General features: G+C 65.1%; 12 protein-coding genes and 1 tRNA gene. 3 read left to right on the top strand and 10 right to left on the bottom strand.

Annotation, left to right across the window (positions count from 1 at the left end):
- Nucleotides 1-118: 118 nt before the first annotated feature.
- From dnaG to QKY98_RS06970, 3 genes are all read left to right on the top strand, one after another.
- The gene (dnaG, locus tag QKY98_RS06980; RefSeq protein WP_144960789.1) at nucleotides 119-2,026 is read left to right on the top strand and encodes a DNA primase; all 1,908 of its coding nucleotides are present in this window, start codon (nucleotides 119-121) and stop codon (nucleotides 2,024-2,026) included.
- Between the two features lie 76 nt (nucleotides 2,027-2,102).
- On the top strand, nucleotides 2,103-3,956 hold the full coding sequence (rpoD, locus tag QKY98_RS06975) for an RNA polymerase sigma factor RpoD (protein ID WP_077171042.1): 1,854 nt from the start codon (nucleotides 2,103-2,105) through the stop codon (nucleotides 3,954-3,956).
- Between the two features lie 104 nt (nucleotides 3,957-4,060).
- A tRNA-Ile gene (locus QKY98_RS06970) sits at nucleotides 4,061-4,137 on the top strand.
- 81 nt (nucleotides 4,138-4,218) lie between these two features.
- On the opposite strand, the gene QKY98_RS06965 is transcribed toward QKY98_RS06970, so the two are convergent.
- From QKY98_RS06965 to QKY98_RS06920, 10 genes are all read right to left on the bottom strand, one after another.
- Nucleotides 4,219-5,406: a type II toxin-antitoxin system HipA family toxin gene (locus QKY98_RS06965; RefSeq protein WP_284670567.1), complete on the bottom strand. Its 1,188-nt coding sequence runs from the start codon at nucleotides 5,404-5,406 to the stop codon at nucleotides 4,219-4,221.
- Entirely contained in the window at nucleotides 5,406-5,657 is a 252-nt protein-coding gene (locus QKY98_RS06960; protein ID WP_026083668.1) for a helix-turn-helix transcriptional regulator, read from the bottom strand. The genes QKY98_RS06965 and QKY98_RS06960 overlap by 1 nt, the downstream gene beginning before the upstream one ends.
- Nucleotides 5,658-5,792: 135 nt before the next feature.
- On the bottom strand, nucleotides 5,793-6,374 hold the full coding sequence (locus tag QKY98_RS06955; protein WP_007159754.1) for a DUF4337 domain-containing protein: 582 nt from the start codon (nucleotides 6,372-6,374) through the stop codon (nucleotides 5,793-5,795).
- A gap of 58 nt (nucleotides 6,375-6,432) precedes the next feature.
- Nucleotides 6,433-7,692 (bottom strand): acyltransferase family protein, encoded by a 1,260-nt coding sequence (locus QKY98_RS06950; RefSeq protein ID WP_284670566.1) that lies wholly within the window; start codon nucleotides 7,690-7,692, stop codon nucleotides 6,433-6,435.
- Between the two features lie 160 nt (nucleotides 7,693-7,852).
- Complete coding sequence (locus QKY98_RS06945; RefSeq protein ID WP_284670565.1) at nucleotides 7,853-8,731, bottom strand: SMP-30/gluconolactonase/LRE family protein; 879 nt, start codon at nucleotides 8,729-8,731, stop codon at nucleotides 7,853-7,855.
- A gap of 11 nt (nucleotides 8,732-8,742) precedes the next feature.
- Nucleotides 8,743-9,561 carry an NAD-dependent epimerase/dehydratase family protein gene (locus QKY98_RS06940; RefSeq protein ID WP_044342244.1) on the bottom strand — a complete coding sequence of 273 codons (819 nt, stop codon included), beginning with the start codon at nucleotides 9,559-9,561 and terminating at the stop codon, nucleotides 8,743-8,745.
- A gap of 96 nt (nucleotides 9,562-9,657) precedes the next feature.
- Nucleotides 9,658-10,854: a hybrid sensor histidine kinase/response regulator gene (locus tag QKY98_RS06935; protein WP_027600709.1), complete on the bottom strand. Its 1,197-nt coding sequence runs from the start codon at nucleotides 10,852-10,854 to the stop codon at nucleotides 9,658-9,660.
- Nucleotides 10,847-11,434, bottom strand: coding sequence for a chemotaxis protein CheB (locus QKY98_RS06930; protein ID WP_044342245.1), 588 nt, complete (start codon nucleotides 11,432-11,434; stop codon nucleotides 10,847-10,849). The genes QKY98_RS06935 and QKY98_RS06930 overlap by 8 nt, the downstream gene beginning before the upstream one ends.
- Before the next feature lies 1 nt (nucleotide 11,435).
- Nucleotides 11,436-12,254 (bottom strand): CheR family methyltransferase, encoded by an 819-nt coding sequence (locus QKY98_RS06925; RefSeq protein ID WP_027597501.1) that lies wholly within the window; start codon nucleotides 12,252-12,254, stop codon nucleotides 11,436-11,438.
- A gap of 3 nt (nucleotides 12,255-12,257) precedes the next feature.
- Nucleotides 12,258-15,794: a response regulator gene (locus QKY98_RS06920; protein WP_044342246.1), complete on the bottom strand. Its 3,537-nt coding sequence runs from the start codon at nucleotides 15,792-15,794 to the stop codon at nucleotides 12,258-12,260.
- Between the last annotated feature and the right edge of the window lie 79 nt (nucleotides 15,795-15,873).

The raw sequence follows: 15,873 nt of genomic DNA, 5'->3' as shown, positions 1-15,873 counted from the left end.
CGACCTCTGGTCGGGTTGTCTGTTTCTGGCCTTCCCGCTTCGCCCTGGCGCACTCTGGCGCTAGACTGCCCTCCTCGCTTCATCCTCCGCTCTTCGCCCCTCTATCCAGACGCTGACCATGGCCGGACTCATCCCGCAAGGCTTCATCGACGACCTGCTCAATCGCACCGACATCGTCGAGGTGGTGGGCGCGCGGGTGAAGCTCAAGAAGGCCGGCAAGAACTGGATGGCCTGCTGCCCCTTCCATAACGAGAAGACGCCCTCCTTCAGCGTAAGCCCCGACAAGCAGTTCTACTACTGCTTCGGCTGCGGTGCCGGCGGCAACGCCCTGGGCTTCATCATGGACCACGACAACCTCGAATTCCCCGAGGCGGTCGAGGAGCTGGCCAAGAAGGCCGGCGTGGACGTGCCGCGCGAAGAGAGCGGTGGTCGACGCAAGCCGCGGCAACCCACGGATTCCCCGCTCTACCCGCTATTGGCCGCCGCCGCCGAATACTATCGCCTGGCGCTGCGCAATCACCCCAAGCGCCAGGCAGCGGTCGACTACCTGAAGAAGCGCGGCCTCACTGGCGAGATCGCCCGGGACTTCGGCCTGGGCTTCGCCCCGCCGGGCTGGGACAACCTGGGCAAGCACCTGGGCGGCGACGACCTGCAGCAGAAGGCCATGCTCGACGCTGGCCTGCTGGTGGAGAACGCCGAGAGCGGCAAGCGTTACGATCGCTTTCGCGACCGGGTGATCTTTCCGATCCGCGACAGCCGGGGCCGGGTGATCGCCTTTGGCGGCCGGGTACTGGGCGACGACAAGCCCAAGTACCTCAACTCGCCGGAGACCCCGGTGTTCCACAAGGGCCAGGAACTCTACGGCCTGTTCGAGGCGCGCAAGCACAACCGCGACCTGGACGAGATCCTCGTCGTGGAAGGCTACATGGACGTCATCGCCCTGGCCCAGCAAGGCATCCGCAATGCCGTGGCCACCCTGGGCACCGCCACCAGTGAAGAGCACATCAAGCGGCTGTTCCGCATCGTGCCGAGCATCCTGTTCTGCTTCGACGGCGACCAGGCCGGTCGCAGCGCCGCCTGGCGCGCCCTGGAATCAGCCCTGCCGGTGCTCAAGGACGGCTTCCGGGTGCGCTTCCTGTTCCTGCCCGAGGGCGAGGACCCGGATACCCTGGTGCGCGCCGAGGGCGCCGACGCCTTCCAGGCGCGCTTCGTCCAGCAGGCCCAGCCGCTGGCCGAGTATTTCTTCCAGCAACTGATGATCGAAGCGGACCCGGCGACCCTGGAAGGCAAGGCGCACCTGGCCACCCTGGCGGCGCCGCTGATCGAGAAGATTCCCGGCAACAACCTGCGCCTGCTGATGCGCCAGCGCCTGAGCGAACTCACCGGCCTCGGCAATGATGCCCTGAGCCAGCTGGCGCCGTCCGCCCCGCCGCAGGACGCCCCGCCCCCGGACTATGGCGACTACGCCTATGCCCATGCCGAGGAAGCCCCGGCGCAGCAGCAGTGGACGCCCCGTCGCGAAGGCAAGGGCGGGCGCGACGGCAAGGGCTGGAAAAAGGATTTCAACGGCAAGGGCGGCGGCGAGCGTATTCCCCGTCAGCCACCGGTCAAGGTGGAGACCCCGGTGCTGGCCGCGCTGCGCAGCCTGCTGCACCACCCGACCCTGGCCCAGGCGGTGCAGGACGCCCGCAACCTGGCCGAGGAAAGCGATCAGTACGCCCAGTTGCTGGTTGCCTTGGTCGAGGCGCTGCAGAAGAAGCCCGGGCAGAGCACCCTGGCGCTCATCGCTCGCTGGCACGGCACCGAACAGGGTCGACTGCTGCGCGCTCTGGCGGAAAAAGAATGGCTGATTGCCGGGGACAACCTTGAACAACAGTTTTTCGACACCATAACGAGGTTAGCCGCCAGCCAGCGTGATCGCCTGCTGGAGCAACTCCTACGCAAGGCGCGACAGAGCGAACTGAGCTCCGAAGACAAGGACCGCCTACGTGAACTCCTCAGCCGTCCGGCGGGGTCCGTGACCTAACTGGCACGACAACCGTCTAACCGGCTATAATGTTCAGCTATTTTTGCCCGCCTAAGCCTTCAGTGGAAGGGTACCTATGTCCGGAAAAGCGCAACAGCAATCCCGTCTGAAAGAATTGATCGCCCGCGGTCGTGAGCAGGGTTACCTGACTTACGCGGAGGTCAATGACCACCTACCGGAGGATATTTCAGATCCGGAACAGGTGGAAGACATCATCCGCATGATCAATGACATGGGGATCAACGTATTCGAGACCGCGCCGGACGCCGATGCCCTGCTGCTGGCCGAGACGGATACCGACGAAGCCGCCGCCGAAGAAGCCGCTGCCGCCCTGGCCGCAGTCGAGAGCGATGTCGGCCGCACCACCGACCCGGTGCGCATGTACATGCGTGAAATGGGTACCGTGGAACTGCTGACCCGCGAAGGCGAGATCGAGATCGCCAAGCGCATCGAGGAAGGCATCCGCGAAGTCATGGGCGCCATCGCCCAGTTCCCGGGCACCGTCGACTACATCCTCAGCGAATACACCCGCGTCACCACCGAAGGCGGTCGCCTGTCCGACGTCCTCGCCGGCTACATCGATCCCGACGACGGCAGCCTGCCGAACGAGAGCGATGAGCTGCCCGTCCCGAACAAGGCCGCCGATGCCAAGGCCGTGGACGACGAGAAGGACGACGAGGAAGAGAGCGACGACGACGCCGAGGAAGAAGGCGACGGCGGTCCGGATCCGGAAGAAGCTCGCCTGCGTTTCGGCGCGGTCGCCGAACAGCTGGAAAAGACCCAGAAGGTGCTGAAGAAGCACGGCCGCGACGACGATCGCGCCGTGGAAGAATTCGTCGCCCTGGCGCTGCTGTTCTCGCCGATCAAGCTGGTACCCAAGCAGTACGAAGCCCTGGTGACCCGCGTGCGCGAGTCCCTGGAGCGTGTGCGTGGCCTTGAGCGCGCCATCATGCAGCTGGCCGTGCGCGATGCGCGCATGCCGCGTGCCGACTTCCTGCGCCACTTCCCCGGCAACGAGACCAACACCGAGTGGACCGCCAGCCTGCTCAAGGGCAAGCCCAAGTACGCCGAAGGTCTCGAGCGCTTCCAGGCCGACATCCAGGCCAAGCAGGCCCAGTTGGCCGAGCTGGAGCGTGACTACGAGCTGAAGATCTCGCAGATCAAGGACATCAACCGCGCCATGTCCATCGGCGAGGCCAAGGCCCGCCGCGCCAAGAAGGAAATGGTCGAGGCGAACCTGCGTCTGGTGATCTCCATCGCCAAGAAGTACACCAACCGTGGTCTGCAATTCCTCGATCTGATCCAGGAAGGCAACATCGGTCTGATGAAGGCGGTGGACAAGTTCGAATACCGCCGTGGCTACAAGTTCTCCACCTATGCGACCTGGTGGATTCGCCAGGCCATCACCCGCTCCATCGCCGACCAGGCGCGCACCATCCGGATTCCGGTGCACATGATCGAGACGATCAACAAGCTGAACCGGATCTCCCGCCAGATGCTGCAGGAGATGGGCCGCGAGCCGACCCCGGAAGAGCTGGGCGAGCGCATGGAGATGCCCGAGGACAAGATCCGCAAGGTGCTCAAGATCGCCAAGGAACCGATCTCCATGGAGACGCCCATCGGCGACGACGAGGATTCGCACCTGGGCGACTTCATCGAGGACAGCACCATGCAGTCCCCGATCGAAGTGGCCACCAGCGAAAGCCTCAAGGAAGCCACCCGCGACGTGCTCTCCGGCCTCACCGCCCGTGAAGCCAAGGTCCTGCGCATGCGTTTCGGCATCGACATGAACACCGACCACACCCTCGAGGAAGTGGGCAAGCAGTTCGACGTCACCCGCGAGCGTATCCGCCAGATCGAAGCCAAGGCCCTGCGCAAGCTGCGCCACCCGTCCCGCAGCGAACACCTGCGCTCCTTCCTCGACGAGTAAGGCGCCAGCGCAGTACAGAAAACCGGAGCCCAGGCTCCGGTTTTTTTATGCCCGACAAGGGTTTGGCGATCCCTGCCACCCCCGGTATACTCCACCGCGCTATAGGGCCTATAGCTCAGTCGGTTAGAGCAGAGGACTCATAATCCTTTGGTCCACGGTTCGAGTCCGTGTGGGCCCACCAGTTTTCAGGAGCCGCGCGTTGCGCGGCTTTTTTGTGCCTGGATTTTGGGCTTTTGCGCTGCCTTTTCCGAGTCCTCGTGCTTTAGCCGAACGTCTGCACGAAGGGCGCAGCGCTGTGCCGGATGGCAGCGACGATCTGTGGCGCCTGCTCGCAAAGGTCAGTTGCACGCATTAGGACCCGCTCCAGCGCCTCCAACTGGGAGCGAATCACCTCGGTTGGTCGCTCCACATCGCAGACTTCCGCAAAATCCAGCAAACCCTGGCGCGAGGCAAACAGCGACTTGTTGCCCATCAACTCCAGCGCCAGAACATCCTCGGGAAGGTAGGCGGTGGTGTTGACGATGTCGTAGGCGGGCGCCAGCCGCGCATCACGCTGGGTAGGGTCGGCATAGAGCAAGCCGAAGTTCTTCAGATGCGCATCGCCATTGCCGAGGATGCAGCTCAGGCTCACCGTGGCGAAGAGTTGCGCCAGCGAAGAGCGGACATGTTCGGGCGCACAGAACAGGCGGATGGCCTTGGCGATGGCCGAGTAGCTCTTGCTGTATTTCTGCTCCGCCGCCAAGCCCATCAGGGCAGCCATGTCTTCGAAACCTATGGGTTCGAGATGTTCGTCGCGGTCGAAACGGCGCATGACGAAGAGCTTGGCATTGCTGGAAAGATGGAACTCGGGCACCGGGATACCCGACTCTCGCGCTACGGACATGCAGAGGTATTCGTTGATCGCCAGGCCCGGAAACTCGTCGCGGCCGCTCTTGATGATCAACTCGGCGGTTCTCGAGGTGAAGCGGGCATCCTCCCGTTCGGGCACCAGGACCTTGGGCTGTACGCCGGAGATACCGGCGCGCAGGATGTAGCGATCCACCAACTCGACGAACAGGTCTTCCGTGCCATCCCAGGCGAGAATCTCGCTGAGCCGTTCGCCTGGAAAGCGCTGGCGCTCCAGCAGTGTATCGATCTCAGGCGATGTCACCGTCACGCGACCGATGGGCGAACTACTGCCTGTCAGGGCCAGCAGAGCCATGGGATCCAGAGGTACCAGCTTGGCCAACCTGTTGCGTAGCTGCTCTAGTACATAGCCTTCCGGCAAATTCATCTGGAAGATCGGATGCAGTTCGCGGCGGCGATAGTCATCCAGGCGCACCGGCATCAGCAGACTGATGGCAGCCCTTGCCGAAGCATCGTCCTGGTAGCGGAACAGGTAGTCGCCATCCTGAGCCATGAGCGCTCCGCTCCCGCCTGCCGGGGTTGCGACGCGCAGCCGGGTCTTCATCAGTCGAATACCCCCTGAATCTCGTCCAAGGTTGGCAAGGCGGCAGGGATTATTGCCAGCTCGCAATCCAAGGCTGCGAGCGCTCGTGCGTAGGCTGCCATACCGACACGGGAGTCTCCTCGCTCCACGGCGATGATCTTTTGCCGGGTAAGGCCTGCCAGCTCGGCGAGGCTCGCTTGCGTAAGGCCTCGATTAAGGCGCCGCTGGCGGAGTTGGCTGCCGAGACGTTGACTGATCAGCTCGCTATCCATGTTCTGCATACGTAACAAATTTGATGATTTGTAACGTATACGGAACCTGAAGCTTCCGGTAAAGCCAATTCTAATGTTGTGGCAAGTCGTGCCTTTTGCGTACCTGATGGTCGCTCTCTGGCATCACCTGAATGGCTAGACGTGCAGCAACGCCAACACCCCAACCGCCACTCCTCCCCCCGCCACCCCATACACCGCCGCCTGCAGCCAGCGCCGCCGGGTCAGCAGGGTGATGGCGGCCAGGGAGATGGCGACCTGCATGAGCATGGTGGCCTGGGCCCAGCGGTGGTGGCGGTGGAGCTGGGTTTCGCTGAGGGCTTCGTTGGCGTCGACCTTGGCTTCCAGGGCTTCGGCCTTGGTACGGATCTCGGCCTTTTGCTGGGCGTAGCGCTGGCTGTCCTGGGTGAAGCGCTGGGCGGTGTCGGGGTTGGTCGCAAGCGCGGCGCCGAGGTCGGCAAGGTTCTGTTTTTCGCCCTTGGCCTGGTAGTAGCCCCACTGGTTGGCGGCTTCGGTCTTGGCGATGGCTTCTTCGTTCTTATAGTAGAGCGCCAGGCTCTCGGCATTGCCGCCCTGGTAGGCGCAGAGCGCGCCTAGCGTCGCCAGGATGGCGGTGGTGACGGCGATGCGGCCGGTGAGGCTGTCGCGGCGATGGGCGCCATGGGCGGCGTGTTCCACCTCGTGGTCGTGGGGGCCGTGGACTTCGTATTCGCTGGACAAGGCTCAGCTCCGCTGCGGATTCCTGCGGCGAGGCTAGCCGGGCTGGCTTAAGACCTTCTTAAGACTGGGGCAAGCGCGCCTGCAGCCAGCGGCGCAGCGGACCGGCCACCCAGCGCTGCATGGCCAGGCCGAGCAGGACGATGAGCACCAGGTGCAGCGGCAGCATCCAGCCGGGAATGGGGATGGGCAGCGCCAGCGCCTCGCCGACGTCTTCGGCCAGGTCTTCGAGGCTGTCGCCGGCCAGGTGCATCCAGCCCAGCAGGGTGCGGGTCCAGGGTTCGAGCACGCCGATCAGCGGGGTGTGGACGGCGAAGATGCACAGCGAGGCCTCGCCAAGACGCTGAACCAGGCGGCGCACGCCGGCGCGACCGGGTTCGCCGAAGGTGGCGCAGGCCAGCAGTACCGCGGCCTGGAAGGGTGTCAGCAGGCCGTTGTGGACCAGGTAGAACCAGCGGCGGCCATCGCCTTCCAACAGCAGGGCGCCTAGCCACAGGCCGGTCAGGCCGAACAGCAGCAGCGGCAGGCGCAGGCGCTGGGTCGTCTCGGCCACCCAGGGCTCCTGCACGGCGCGATAGAGCAGGATGCCGAGCAGGAATTCCGGCAGGCGGATCAGCGGATTGCGGTGGATGACGCCCACCGTCACGGTATCGAAGGCCTGGGCCCAGGTGGCCACTAGCGGACCGAGCAGATAGAGCCCCCAGAGCGTGGCGGCGGCCAGGGCCCAGCGGCGCAGGCGCATCAGCCGCGGACCGAGCAGCGGAAACAGCAGGTAGAAGAACAGCAGCGCCGAGATCGACCAGGCGGCGCCGTTGAGCCAGAGAAAGCGTGGCTCCCAGGATTGCAACAGCAGCAGTTGCAGGAGCACGTGGGTGGTAGCGGCCAGCCAGGACAGCGGCAGCATCTCGTCCAGCTCGCTGCCCTCTTCCAGCTGCAGATAGGGGTGCTGGTTGTAGTAGACCGGCACCCCGTGTTCCAGCCAGGAATCCTGGGACAGCCAGTAGGACAGCCCCAGCGCGACCAACAGGGTCAGCAGGTGGATGGGATAGAGATTGCACAGCCGCCGCAGGACGAAGCCACGGGAGCTGCCCTTGAGCGCGCCCTGGCGATCCAGGCTGACATGGGCCAGCAGGAAGCCCGACAGCAGGAAGAAGGTGCTGGTGGCGAAGAAGCCCATGCCGGCCAGCCGGCGGAAGGCGTCCGGCAGATCGCTGTAGAGCCCGCCCAGGTGGTAGACGACCATGTACAGCGCCATGAGGAATCTCAGCCATTCCAGGCCGTAGTAACGGGCGGTGGGGCGGCTTGCGGTTGAAGAGGTCATGGCGGCGAATTACGGCGGATAGAATCTGATTATAAGCCGCCCGGGCGGGACCCCTGCCGATCTTCATGACAAAAGCATGACAACTGGTTTCCCAAGGTTGCCATGCACCGCTCAGGACTCCGCAGCCAGGAAGCCCTGCGGGCCTTGAACCGGGATTGATTCACCCGGCGAACGCGGGCTCCGGCAATCCCTGCACCCCGGGATCCAGGGCGAAAAGTCCACCCGCCAGCGGCTGGTCGGTGAGATCGCCCCCCGGACGGATGGAGGTCACGAACAGGGTATCCAGGTTGCGCCCGCCGAAGGCGCACATGGCCGGCTTCTTGACCGGTACGCTCAGGGAGCGATCCAGGCGGCCTTCGGGGGTGAAGCGATGGATCAGGCCGGCATCGTTGCCGCAGATCCAGTAGCAGCCGTCGACATCCACCGCGGCGCCATCGGGTCGGCCGGGATGGGCGTTCATGTCGACGAACAGCCGCCGGTTGCTGGGTGTACCGGTATCCGGATCGTAGTCGAAGGCCCAGATCAGCTGACGGCTGGGATGGGAGTCGGACAGATAGAGGGTGCGGCCATCGGGGCTCAGGGCCAGGCCATTGGGTACGATGAGGTCGTCCAGCAGCAGCCGAGCGCCCTCGCCCGCCGCATGACTGTAGAGGCGTCCAGCCGGCGCGCCCTGGGCCATGTCCTGCACCATGGTGCCCACCAGGAACCGGCCCTGGCGATCGCAGCGACCGTCGTTGCATCGCATGTCCGGCTGGGCATGGTGGAGGGCGACCAGGCGTTCGCCGCTCAGCTGGCCGGAAGCCTCGGCCTGCAGGGCGAAGAGCCCGCTTTCCAGACCGGCGAGCCAGCCGCCACCCTCGCGGGCGGCGATGCAAGCGAGCATTTCCGGTGCGCTCCAGCTGTCCAGGGCACCGGCCGGGGTCCAGCGGTGCAGCCGTTTGGCCGGAATATCGACCCAGTAGAGCGCCTGTTCGGCGACCTGCCAGACCGGGCACTCACCGGTGGCGTTGCGGGCATCGACGAGTAATTCGGCAGTCATGGCGGCCCTCCTCAATCGTCGAAGGGACCGGTGGCGACGAAGGCACCACCCTGGTAGACCATCGACGGATCGTCCGCTGCCGGCATGGGCTGGGCTTCGACCTTGGCGCGGAATGGCTCGGAGCTGTCCTTGGGCTGGAAGCCCAGGTGCGCGGCCAGGTGGTTGTCCCACCAGCTGTCACGGTTGGCGGAGGCGCCATAGACGATGGTGTGGCCGACGTCCGGCGTGGTCAGGCTGCGCAGGATGAGGTCGGTCAGGTCTTCATAGCTCAGCCAGGTGGCGAGCATGCGGCGATTCTGCGCCTCGGGGAAGGAGGAGCCGATGCGGATGCTTACCGTCTCGATGCCATAGCGATCGAAATAGAAGCTGGCCAGGTCCTCGCCAAAGGCCTTGGACAGGCCGTAGTAGCTGTCCGGACGCTGGGGCACGCTGGCGTCGATGCGCTGGTCCTGGCGATAGAAGCCGATGACATGGTTGGAGCTGGCGAAGACGATGCGCTTCACCCCGTGGCGCCGCGCGGCCTCATAGAGGTTGAAGGTGCCACGGATGTTGGCTTCGAGGATGGGCTCGAAGGCGTGCTCGGTGGAAATCCCGCCGAAGTGCAGGATGGCGTCGACGCCTTCCACCAGCGCATGAACGCCGGCCTTGTCCGCCAGGTCGCAGGTCACCACCTCTTCCGCCGGGCCTTCGGCCGCAGCCATCGGCGCGATGTCGGACAGCCGCAGGATCTCGGCATGGGGCTTGAGCCGCTGGCGCAACTCCTTGCCCAGGCCACCGGCAGCACCGGTGAGCAGGAGTCGATGGAAGGGTGACGAGGAGACTTCGGACATGAGCGGGCGCCTTCTTATGGAGTTATCTGGCAAGAGGTACGACATCTCACCTCTTTTCGCGATTCTCGCGGGCGCCCGGGGTCCTGTCAATGCTACCTAGGCCGGCAGACAGGGCAGCCGCAGGCGGAAGGTCGCACCCTGCCCGGCGATGCTTTCCACGTGCAGGCTGCCGTGGTGCGCCTTGACGATCTGGTCGGCGATATAGAGGCCCAGGCCCAGGCCGGCGATGTTCTCGGTGCCACTGGCGCGCTCGAACTGGCGGAAGATCAGCGCCTGGTGCTCCACCGGGATGCCGATGCCGTGGTCCTTGACGCTCAGCTCCACGTCGGCGCCGTCGCTGCGCAGGGAGATCTCCACCGGACGTCCGGCGCCATATCTCATGGCATTGGTCAGCAGGTTGGTGATCACCTGCTCGATGCGGAATTCGTCCCAGTAGCCGGGCGCCGGGCCTTCGGCGTGCAACTCCACCGGGCAGCCGGCCGCGGCGAATTGCGAGGCGAAGCTGTCGACCACGGTGTTGACCAGGGCCGCGAGATCGCACTGCGAGGGGCGGATCGACAGCTTGCCGGTGCGGATGCGCGAGATGTCGAGCATGTCGTCGATCAGGTGCACCAGGCGCTGGATCTGCCGTTCGTCGCGCTCGGCCATGCCAGCCAGCTTGTCGGGGGTGAAGGCTTCCAGCTTGCCCTTATCCAGGTACATGCGGCGCAACTGGGCCTCGAGCATCAGGGTGTTGAGCGGCGTCTTGAGTTCGTGGGAGACCATGGACATGAAGTCGTCGCGGGTACGCACCGCCTGCTGCAGCTCGACCTGCGTCTGGCGCAGTTCCGCCAGCAGGATCTCCTGCTCCTGGCGACTCTGCTCCAGGGCCACCAGCTGCTCGGCCAGGCGCTTGCGGTGCCAGTAGAGGTCGACGAACACCCGGGTCTTGCTCTTCACCGCATGGACATCGAGGGGCTTGTGCAGGAAATCCACCGCACCGCTCTCGTAGCCCTTGAAGGCATAGTTGAGGTCACGGCCGGCGGCGCTGACGAAGACGATGGGGATGTGCCGGGTCTTTTCCAGGCCGCGCATCATCTCCGCCAGTTCGAAGCCGTTCATGCCCGGCATCTGCACATCGAGGATCGCCAGGGCGAATTCGTGCATCAGCAGGAGCTCCAGCGCGGCCTCGGCGGAGCTGGCCTGGAAGATCTCCAGCGCCTCGCTGCGCAGCAGGGCTTCCAGCGCCAGGAGATTTTCCGGCAGGTCGTCTACGAGCAGGAGCTTCGCCTGTTCGACGGGTACTTCAGCCATGGTCGCGTTCCAGCTCGATGAGCAATAGATGGATGCCCGGCACATCCAGCACGAAATCCGGGTGGAATCTCTTCAAGGCCGCCTCGGGCATGGTCGGCACCTCGGCCGATTGCGGCGACTGGACGACGGTGACCCCCCCGTTCTGCGCAAGGGCGTGCAGGCCGCTGGCCCCGTCATGGTTGGCACCGGTCAGCAGGATGCCGCAGACCTGCTCGCCCAGGGCGTCGGTCGCGCTTTCGAACAGCACATCGATGGACGGCCGGGAGAACTGCACCGGCTCGTCGCGGGACAGCGACAGGGTGAAGTCGTCCTCCACCAGCAGGTGATAACCCGGCGGCGCGAAATACAGGGTGCCCGGCAGTATAGCGTCCTTGTCCTCGGCCTCGCGCACCCGCAGGGCCAGCCGCTGCTGAAACAGCTCGGCCAGGCGCGAGGTGCGATCGTCCGGCAGGTGCAGCACCACGGCCAGCGGCAGGCGATAGCTGGCCGGCAGGGTCGAGAGCAGGCGCAGCAGGACCTGCAGCCCGCCGGCAGAGGCTCCGATGACGATGAGGCGCAACGGCTTGCGGGGCGGGAACATGCTAGAGCCTGCGGAACAGCCGTTCCTGCTTCACCACCGGCTCGAAGTGGTTGGCATAGGCGGAGAAGTCCAGCGACTCCTTGCTGCCCAGGCCGAGAAAGCCGCGGTGGCTCAGGGACTCGTGGAACAGCCCGAGCGCCCGATTCTGCAGATTCTTGTTGAAGTAGATGAGCACGTTGCGGCAGGACACCAGCTGGGTCTCGGAAAAGACGCTGTCGGTGGCCAGGCTGTGATCGGCGAAGGTCACGTTGGCGATCAGCGACTTGTCGAACAGCGCGCCGTCGTAGGCCGCGGTGTAGTAGTCGGAAAACGCCCGGGTGCCGCCGGCCTTCTGGTAACTGGCGGTGTAGGCGCGCATCCGCTCCAGCGGAAAGATGCCCTGGCGGGCCTTTTCCATGGAGCGCGGATTGATATCGGTGGCATAGAACAGGGTGCGGTCGAGCAGCCCTTCCTCTTGGAACAGGATGGCCATCGAGAAGACTTCCTCGCCGGTGCTGCAGCCGGCGATCCACACCTTGAGCGAGGGATAGGTGCGCAGGACCGGTACCACCTGCTGGCGCAGGGCAAGGAAGTAGCCCGGATCGCGAAACATCTCGCTGACCGGGATGGTGATGAATTGCAGCAACTCGGCGAACAGCGCCGGATCGCGCAATACCCGCTCCTGCAGCGCCGAGATGCTCGGACAGTCGAAGCGCGTCAGCGCCTGCAGCACCCGGCGCTTGAGCGAGGCCTTGGAGTAGTTGCGGAAGTCGTGGCTGTACCTCAGGAAGATGCCTTCCAGCAGCAACCTCAGCTCGATGTCCTGCAGCCGTTCGCTCATGACCTACAGCCGCTCCAGCGACGGCATCCAGACGCGGATCAGCGAGAACAGCCGGTCCAGGTCGATGGGCTTGGCCAGGTAGTCGCTGGCGCCGGCGGCGAGGCAGCGCTCTTGGTCGTCCTTCATGGCCTTGGCGGTGATGGCGATGATCGGCAGCTTCTTCATGTGCGGTCGCTTGCGGATCTCGCGCATGGCTTCGTAGCCATCCATCATCGGCATCATGATGTCCATCAGCACCAGGTCGATGGTGTCGCTGTTGTCGAGCTTTTCCAGCGCCTCCAGGCCGTTGCGGGCGATCTCCACCTTGGCGCCCTTCTGCTCCAGGGCGCTGGTGAGGGCGAAGATGTTGCGCACGTCGTCGTCCACCAGCAGCAGGGTGCGGCCGTCGAAGGCCTTCTCGCGGCTGCGGGCGCTTTCCAGCATGCGCTGGCGATCGAGCGGCATGTCGGCCTCGATCTTGTGCAGGAACAGGGTCACCTCGTCGAGCAGCCGCTCGGGCGAGCGCGCGCCCTTGATGATGATGGAGCGCGAATACTTGAGCAGCGCCGCCTCTTCGTCGCGGGTCAGGCTGCGCCCGGTGTAGACGATCACCGGCGGGAAGGAGCAGATGTCTTCGCTGGCCATACGCTGGAGCAGTTCGCCGCCTTCCATGTCGGGCAGCTTGAGGTCGATGACCATGCAGTCGTAGACCTCGTCGCGCAGCAGCTCCAGGGCCTGGCTGCCCATCTCCACCGCGGTGATCTCCACGTCCACGTCGCCGATCAGCTTGGCGATGCTGTCGCGCTGCAGGGCGTCGTCTTCCACCAGCAGCACCCGCTTGATGCCGGCGGCGAACTTGGCTTCCAGGCGAGTGAAGGCCTCGCGGAGTTCGTCGCGGGTGGTGGGCTTGATGGCGTAGCCGACCGCGCCCATGTGCATGGCCGTCTCGATGCGATCCGAGGCCGAGACCACGTGCACCGGGATGTGGCGGGTCAGCGGATTTTCCTTGAGCCGTTCCAGCACCGTGAGACCGGAATGATCGGGCAGGCCCATGTCCAGCAGGATGGCGTCCGGACGGTATTCCAGGGCCGCGGCGAAGCCTTCCTCGGCGCGATGGGCCACCAGGCAGCTGTATTTCAGCTCATGGGCCAGATCGAAGAGGATCTGCGCGAAGGGCACCTCGTCTTCGATCACCAGGACCCGGCGATCCGGATAGGGCCAGTCGTCCCGGTCGTCGGCGAAGGCCGCTCCCACGGGAGCCGCCGCCTCGGTGATCGGCGGTGCAGCCGGCGGACGCGGGGTGGCGGCCAGGGCCGGCAGGGGCGCGGATGCCGCGGCCGGCGCGGTGTTCGCGGCAGGGGCGGTAACCGGGGTGATGGGTAGAGCAGGCGCAGCGGCTTCCTGATACTCCAGCGGCAGGCGCAGGGTGAAGGTGCTGCCCTCCCCCGGCTGGCTGGTGACGCTCAGGGTGCCGCCTAGCAGCAGTGCCAGGTCACGGGAGATCGACAGCCCCAGGCCGGTGCCGCCATAGCGCCGGGTGATGGCGCCATCCGCCTGGCGGAAGGCCTCGAAGATCAGCTCCTGCTGCTCGGCGGCGATGCCGATGCCGGTATCGCTCACCGCGAAGCTGGGCTGGCCGTCTTCCAGCGAAAGGCGCAGGGTCACCTGGCCGTGCTCGGTGAACTTGAAGGCGTTGGACAGCAGATTCTTGAGGATCTGCTCGACCCGCTGGCGATCGCTGAAGAAGGCCGGCGGCATCCGCGCGTCCAGCTCCACCACGAAGGCGACACCCTTGTTTTGGGCCACCGGCTCGAAGGCGGTCTTCAGGGCTTCCACCAGGCGGCGCACGGACAGCTGCTCCGGGCGGATCTCCAGCATGCCGGCCTCGACCTTGGAGATGTCGAGGATGTCGTTGATCAGGGTCAGCAGGTCATTGCCCGCCGAATAGATGGATTCGGCGTAGCGCACCTGCTCGCCGCTCAGGTTACCGGCCGGGTTGTCCGCCAGCAGCTTGGACAGGATCAGCGAGCTGTTCAGCGGTGTGCGCAATTCGTGGGACATGTTCGCCAGGAATTCGGACTTGTACTGGCTGGCCCGTTCCAGCTCGCGCGCCCGGTCTTCCAGCATCTGCTGGGCTTCGTTGAGGCGATTGTTGCGGTCGTCCAGCACGTCGCGCTGCTGCAGCAGTTCCTGGGCCTGTTCGGAGAGCTGCTCGTTGGTCTGCTCCAGCTCCGCCTGCTGCTGCTCCAGATGGACCTGGGACTCCTTGAGCGCCTGGGACTGCTCTTCCAGCTCTTCGTTGGCGGTGCGCAGTTCTTCCTGCTGAACCTGGAGTTCTTCGTTGAGTTGCTGGGTTTCCGCCAGGACCTGCTGCAGGCGCTGGCGATAGCGCGCGGCTTCCACCGAGGAGCCGATGGAATCGGCGATCAGGGTCAGCAGCTCCTCGTCCTGCGGGCGCAGGGCACGCAGGAAGCCCAGCTCGACCACGCCATTCACCCGGCCGTCGTTCTCGATGGGCACGATGAGCGCTGCGCTGGCCTGGCGTTCACCCAGGGCCGAGTTGACCTTGAGGTAGTCGGCGGGCAACTGCTCCAGCGCCATGACGCGACCGTCCAGCACCGCCTGACCGGCCAGACCCTCGCCCGGCGCCAGGCGCTGGCGCCGACGACGGCCCTCGTCGTCCAGGGCGTAGTCGGCGACGCGCTCCAGACTGCCGTCGTCGAGTCGCACATAGAGGGCGCCGGCCGCAGCGCCGAGATAGCGCGCCAGGAATTGCAGGATGCTCTGGCCCAGCGGCGCCAGTGACGCCTGGCCGATGACGGCTTCCGACAGCTGATTCTGGCCCGAACGGAACCAGCTCTGCCGTTCCAGATTGTCGGTGTGCTCGGCCTGCTGATCGAGCAGCCGGGTATAGGTCGCAGAGAGTCGCATGAGCTCGCGGCGCCCGAAGAAGGCCATGATGCCCGACAGCAGCAGGCTGACGATGAGGAAGGCGGCGACGAAGATCACCGTCATGCGACTGGCCGTCTCGGTGCGCTCGGCGCGCATCTGCTCTTCGTAGGCGATGAAATCGGTGTAGTCGCGGCGGATGCTGTCGATGCGGTTCTTGCCCTGGCCATCGTTCAGCGGCGTCTGGAAATCGCCACCCAACCGCCGCGCATCGATCACCCGGCTCGCATAGTCGCGCCACTCGCGATGCACCGCCTCGATCCGTTCCAGGCGCCGGATCTGCACGGCGCTGTCGCTGACCAGATTCTTCAACTCATCGAGCTGCGGCTCGACATTGGGCAACGCGCGTTCGTAGGGCTGCAGGAAGGCAGTATTGCCGCTCAGCAGATAGCCGCGCATCCCGGTTTCCAGGTCGACCACCAGGCGGAAGTTGGCATTGGCCTCGCTGATGACGCGGTCGGTATGCTCGACCCACTGGGTGACCTTGAGCAGGTAATAGATGATGGCGATAAAGAAGATCGCGCTGAAGACACCGATGCTCAGAGGCAGGGAGAGATTGCGCTTGAGGATCTGGCTGAAGTGCTTCTGATCGAGGGGCGACTCGCGATTCATGGGGTCTGAAAGCCTTGTACGGGACAAAACGGTCGGCGACGGCAAAGCCTCGGCCTGCGGAGGGGTGTCGTCACTGACC

It is taken from the genome of Pseudomonas sp. HR1 (genome assembly GCF_030175875.1).
Classification (GTDB): Bacteria; Pseudomonadota; Gammaproteobacteria; order Pseudomonadales; family Pseudomonadaceae; genus Chryseomonas; species Chryseomonas oryzihabitans.
Note: the sequence above shows the minus strand (reverse complement) of the source record. Positions and strands in the feature narration are given on the sequence as shown.

Coding starts and splice junctions, on each gene's coding strand:
- QKY98_RS06950 (WP_284670566.1), bottom strand. CDS start 7,692: ATGACCTCTTCAACCGCAAGCCGCCCCACCGCCCGTTACTACGGCCTG.
- QKY98_RS06925 (WP_027597501.1), bottom strand. CDS start 12,254: ATGAGCGAACGGCTGCAGGACATCGAGCTGAGGTTGCTGCTGGAAGGC.
- QKY98_RS06930 (WP_044342245.1), bottom strand. CDS start 11,434: ATGTTCCCGCCCCGCAAGCCGTTGCGCCTCATCGTCATCGGAGCCTCT.
- QKY98_RS06945 (WP_284670565.1), bottom strand. CDS start 8,731: ATGACTGCCGAATTACTCGTCGATGCCCGCAACGCCACCGGTGAGTGC.
- QKY98_RS06920 (WP_044342246.1), bottom strand. CDS start 15,794: ATGAATCGCGAGTCGCCCCTCGATCAGAAGCACTTCAGCCAGATCCTC.
- dnaG (WP_144960789.1), top strand. CDS start 119: ATGGCCGGACTCATCCCGCAAGGCTTCATCGACGACCTGCTCAATCGC.
- QKY98_RS06960 (WP_026083668.1), bottom strand. CDS start 5,657: ATGGATAGCGAGCTGATCAGTCAACGTCTCGGCAGCCAACTCCGCCAG.
- QKY98_RS06935 (WP_027600709.1), bottom strand. CDS start 10,854: ATGGCTGAAGTACCCGTCGAACAGGCGAAGCTCCTGCTCGTAGACGAC.
- QKY98_RS06965 (WP_284670567.1), bottom strand. CDS start 5,406: ATGAAGACCCGGCTGCGCGTCGCAACCCCGGCAGGCGGGAGCGGAGCG.
- QKY98_RS06940 (WP_044342244.1), bottom strand. CDS start 9,561: ATGTCCGAAGTCTCCTCGTCACCCTTCCATCGACTCCTGCTCACCGGT.
- rpoD (WP_077171042.1), top strand. CDS start 2,103: ATGTCCGGAAAAGCGCAACAGCAATCCCGTCTGAAAGAATTGATCGCC.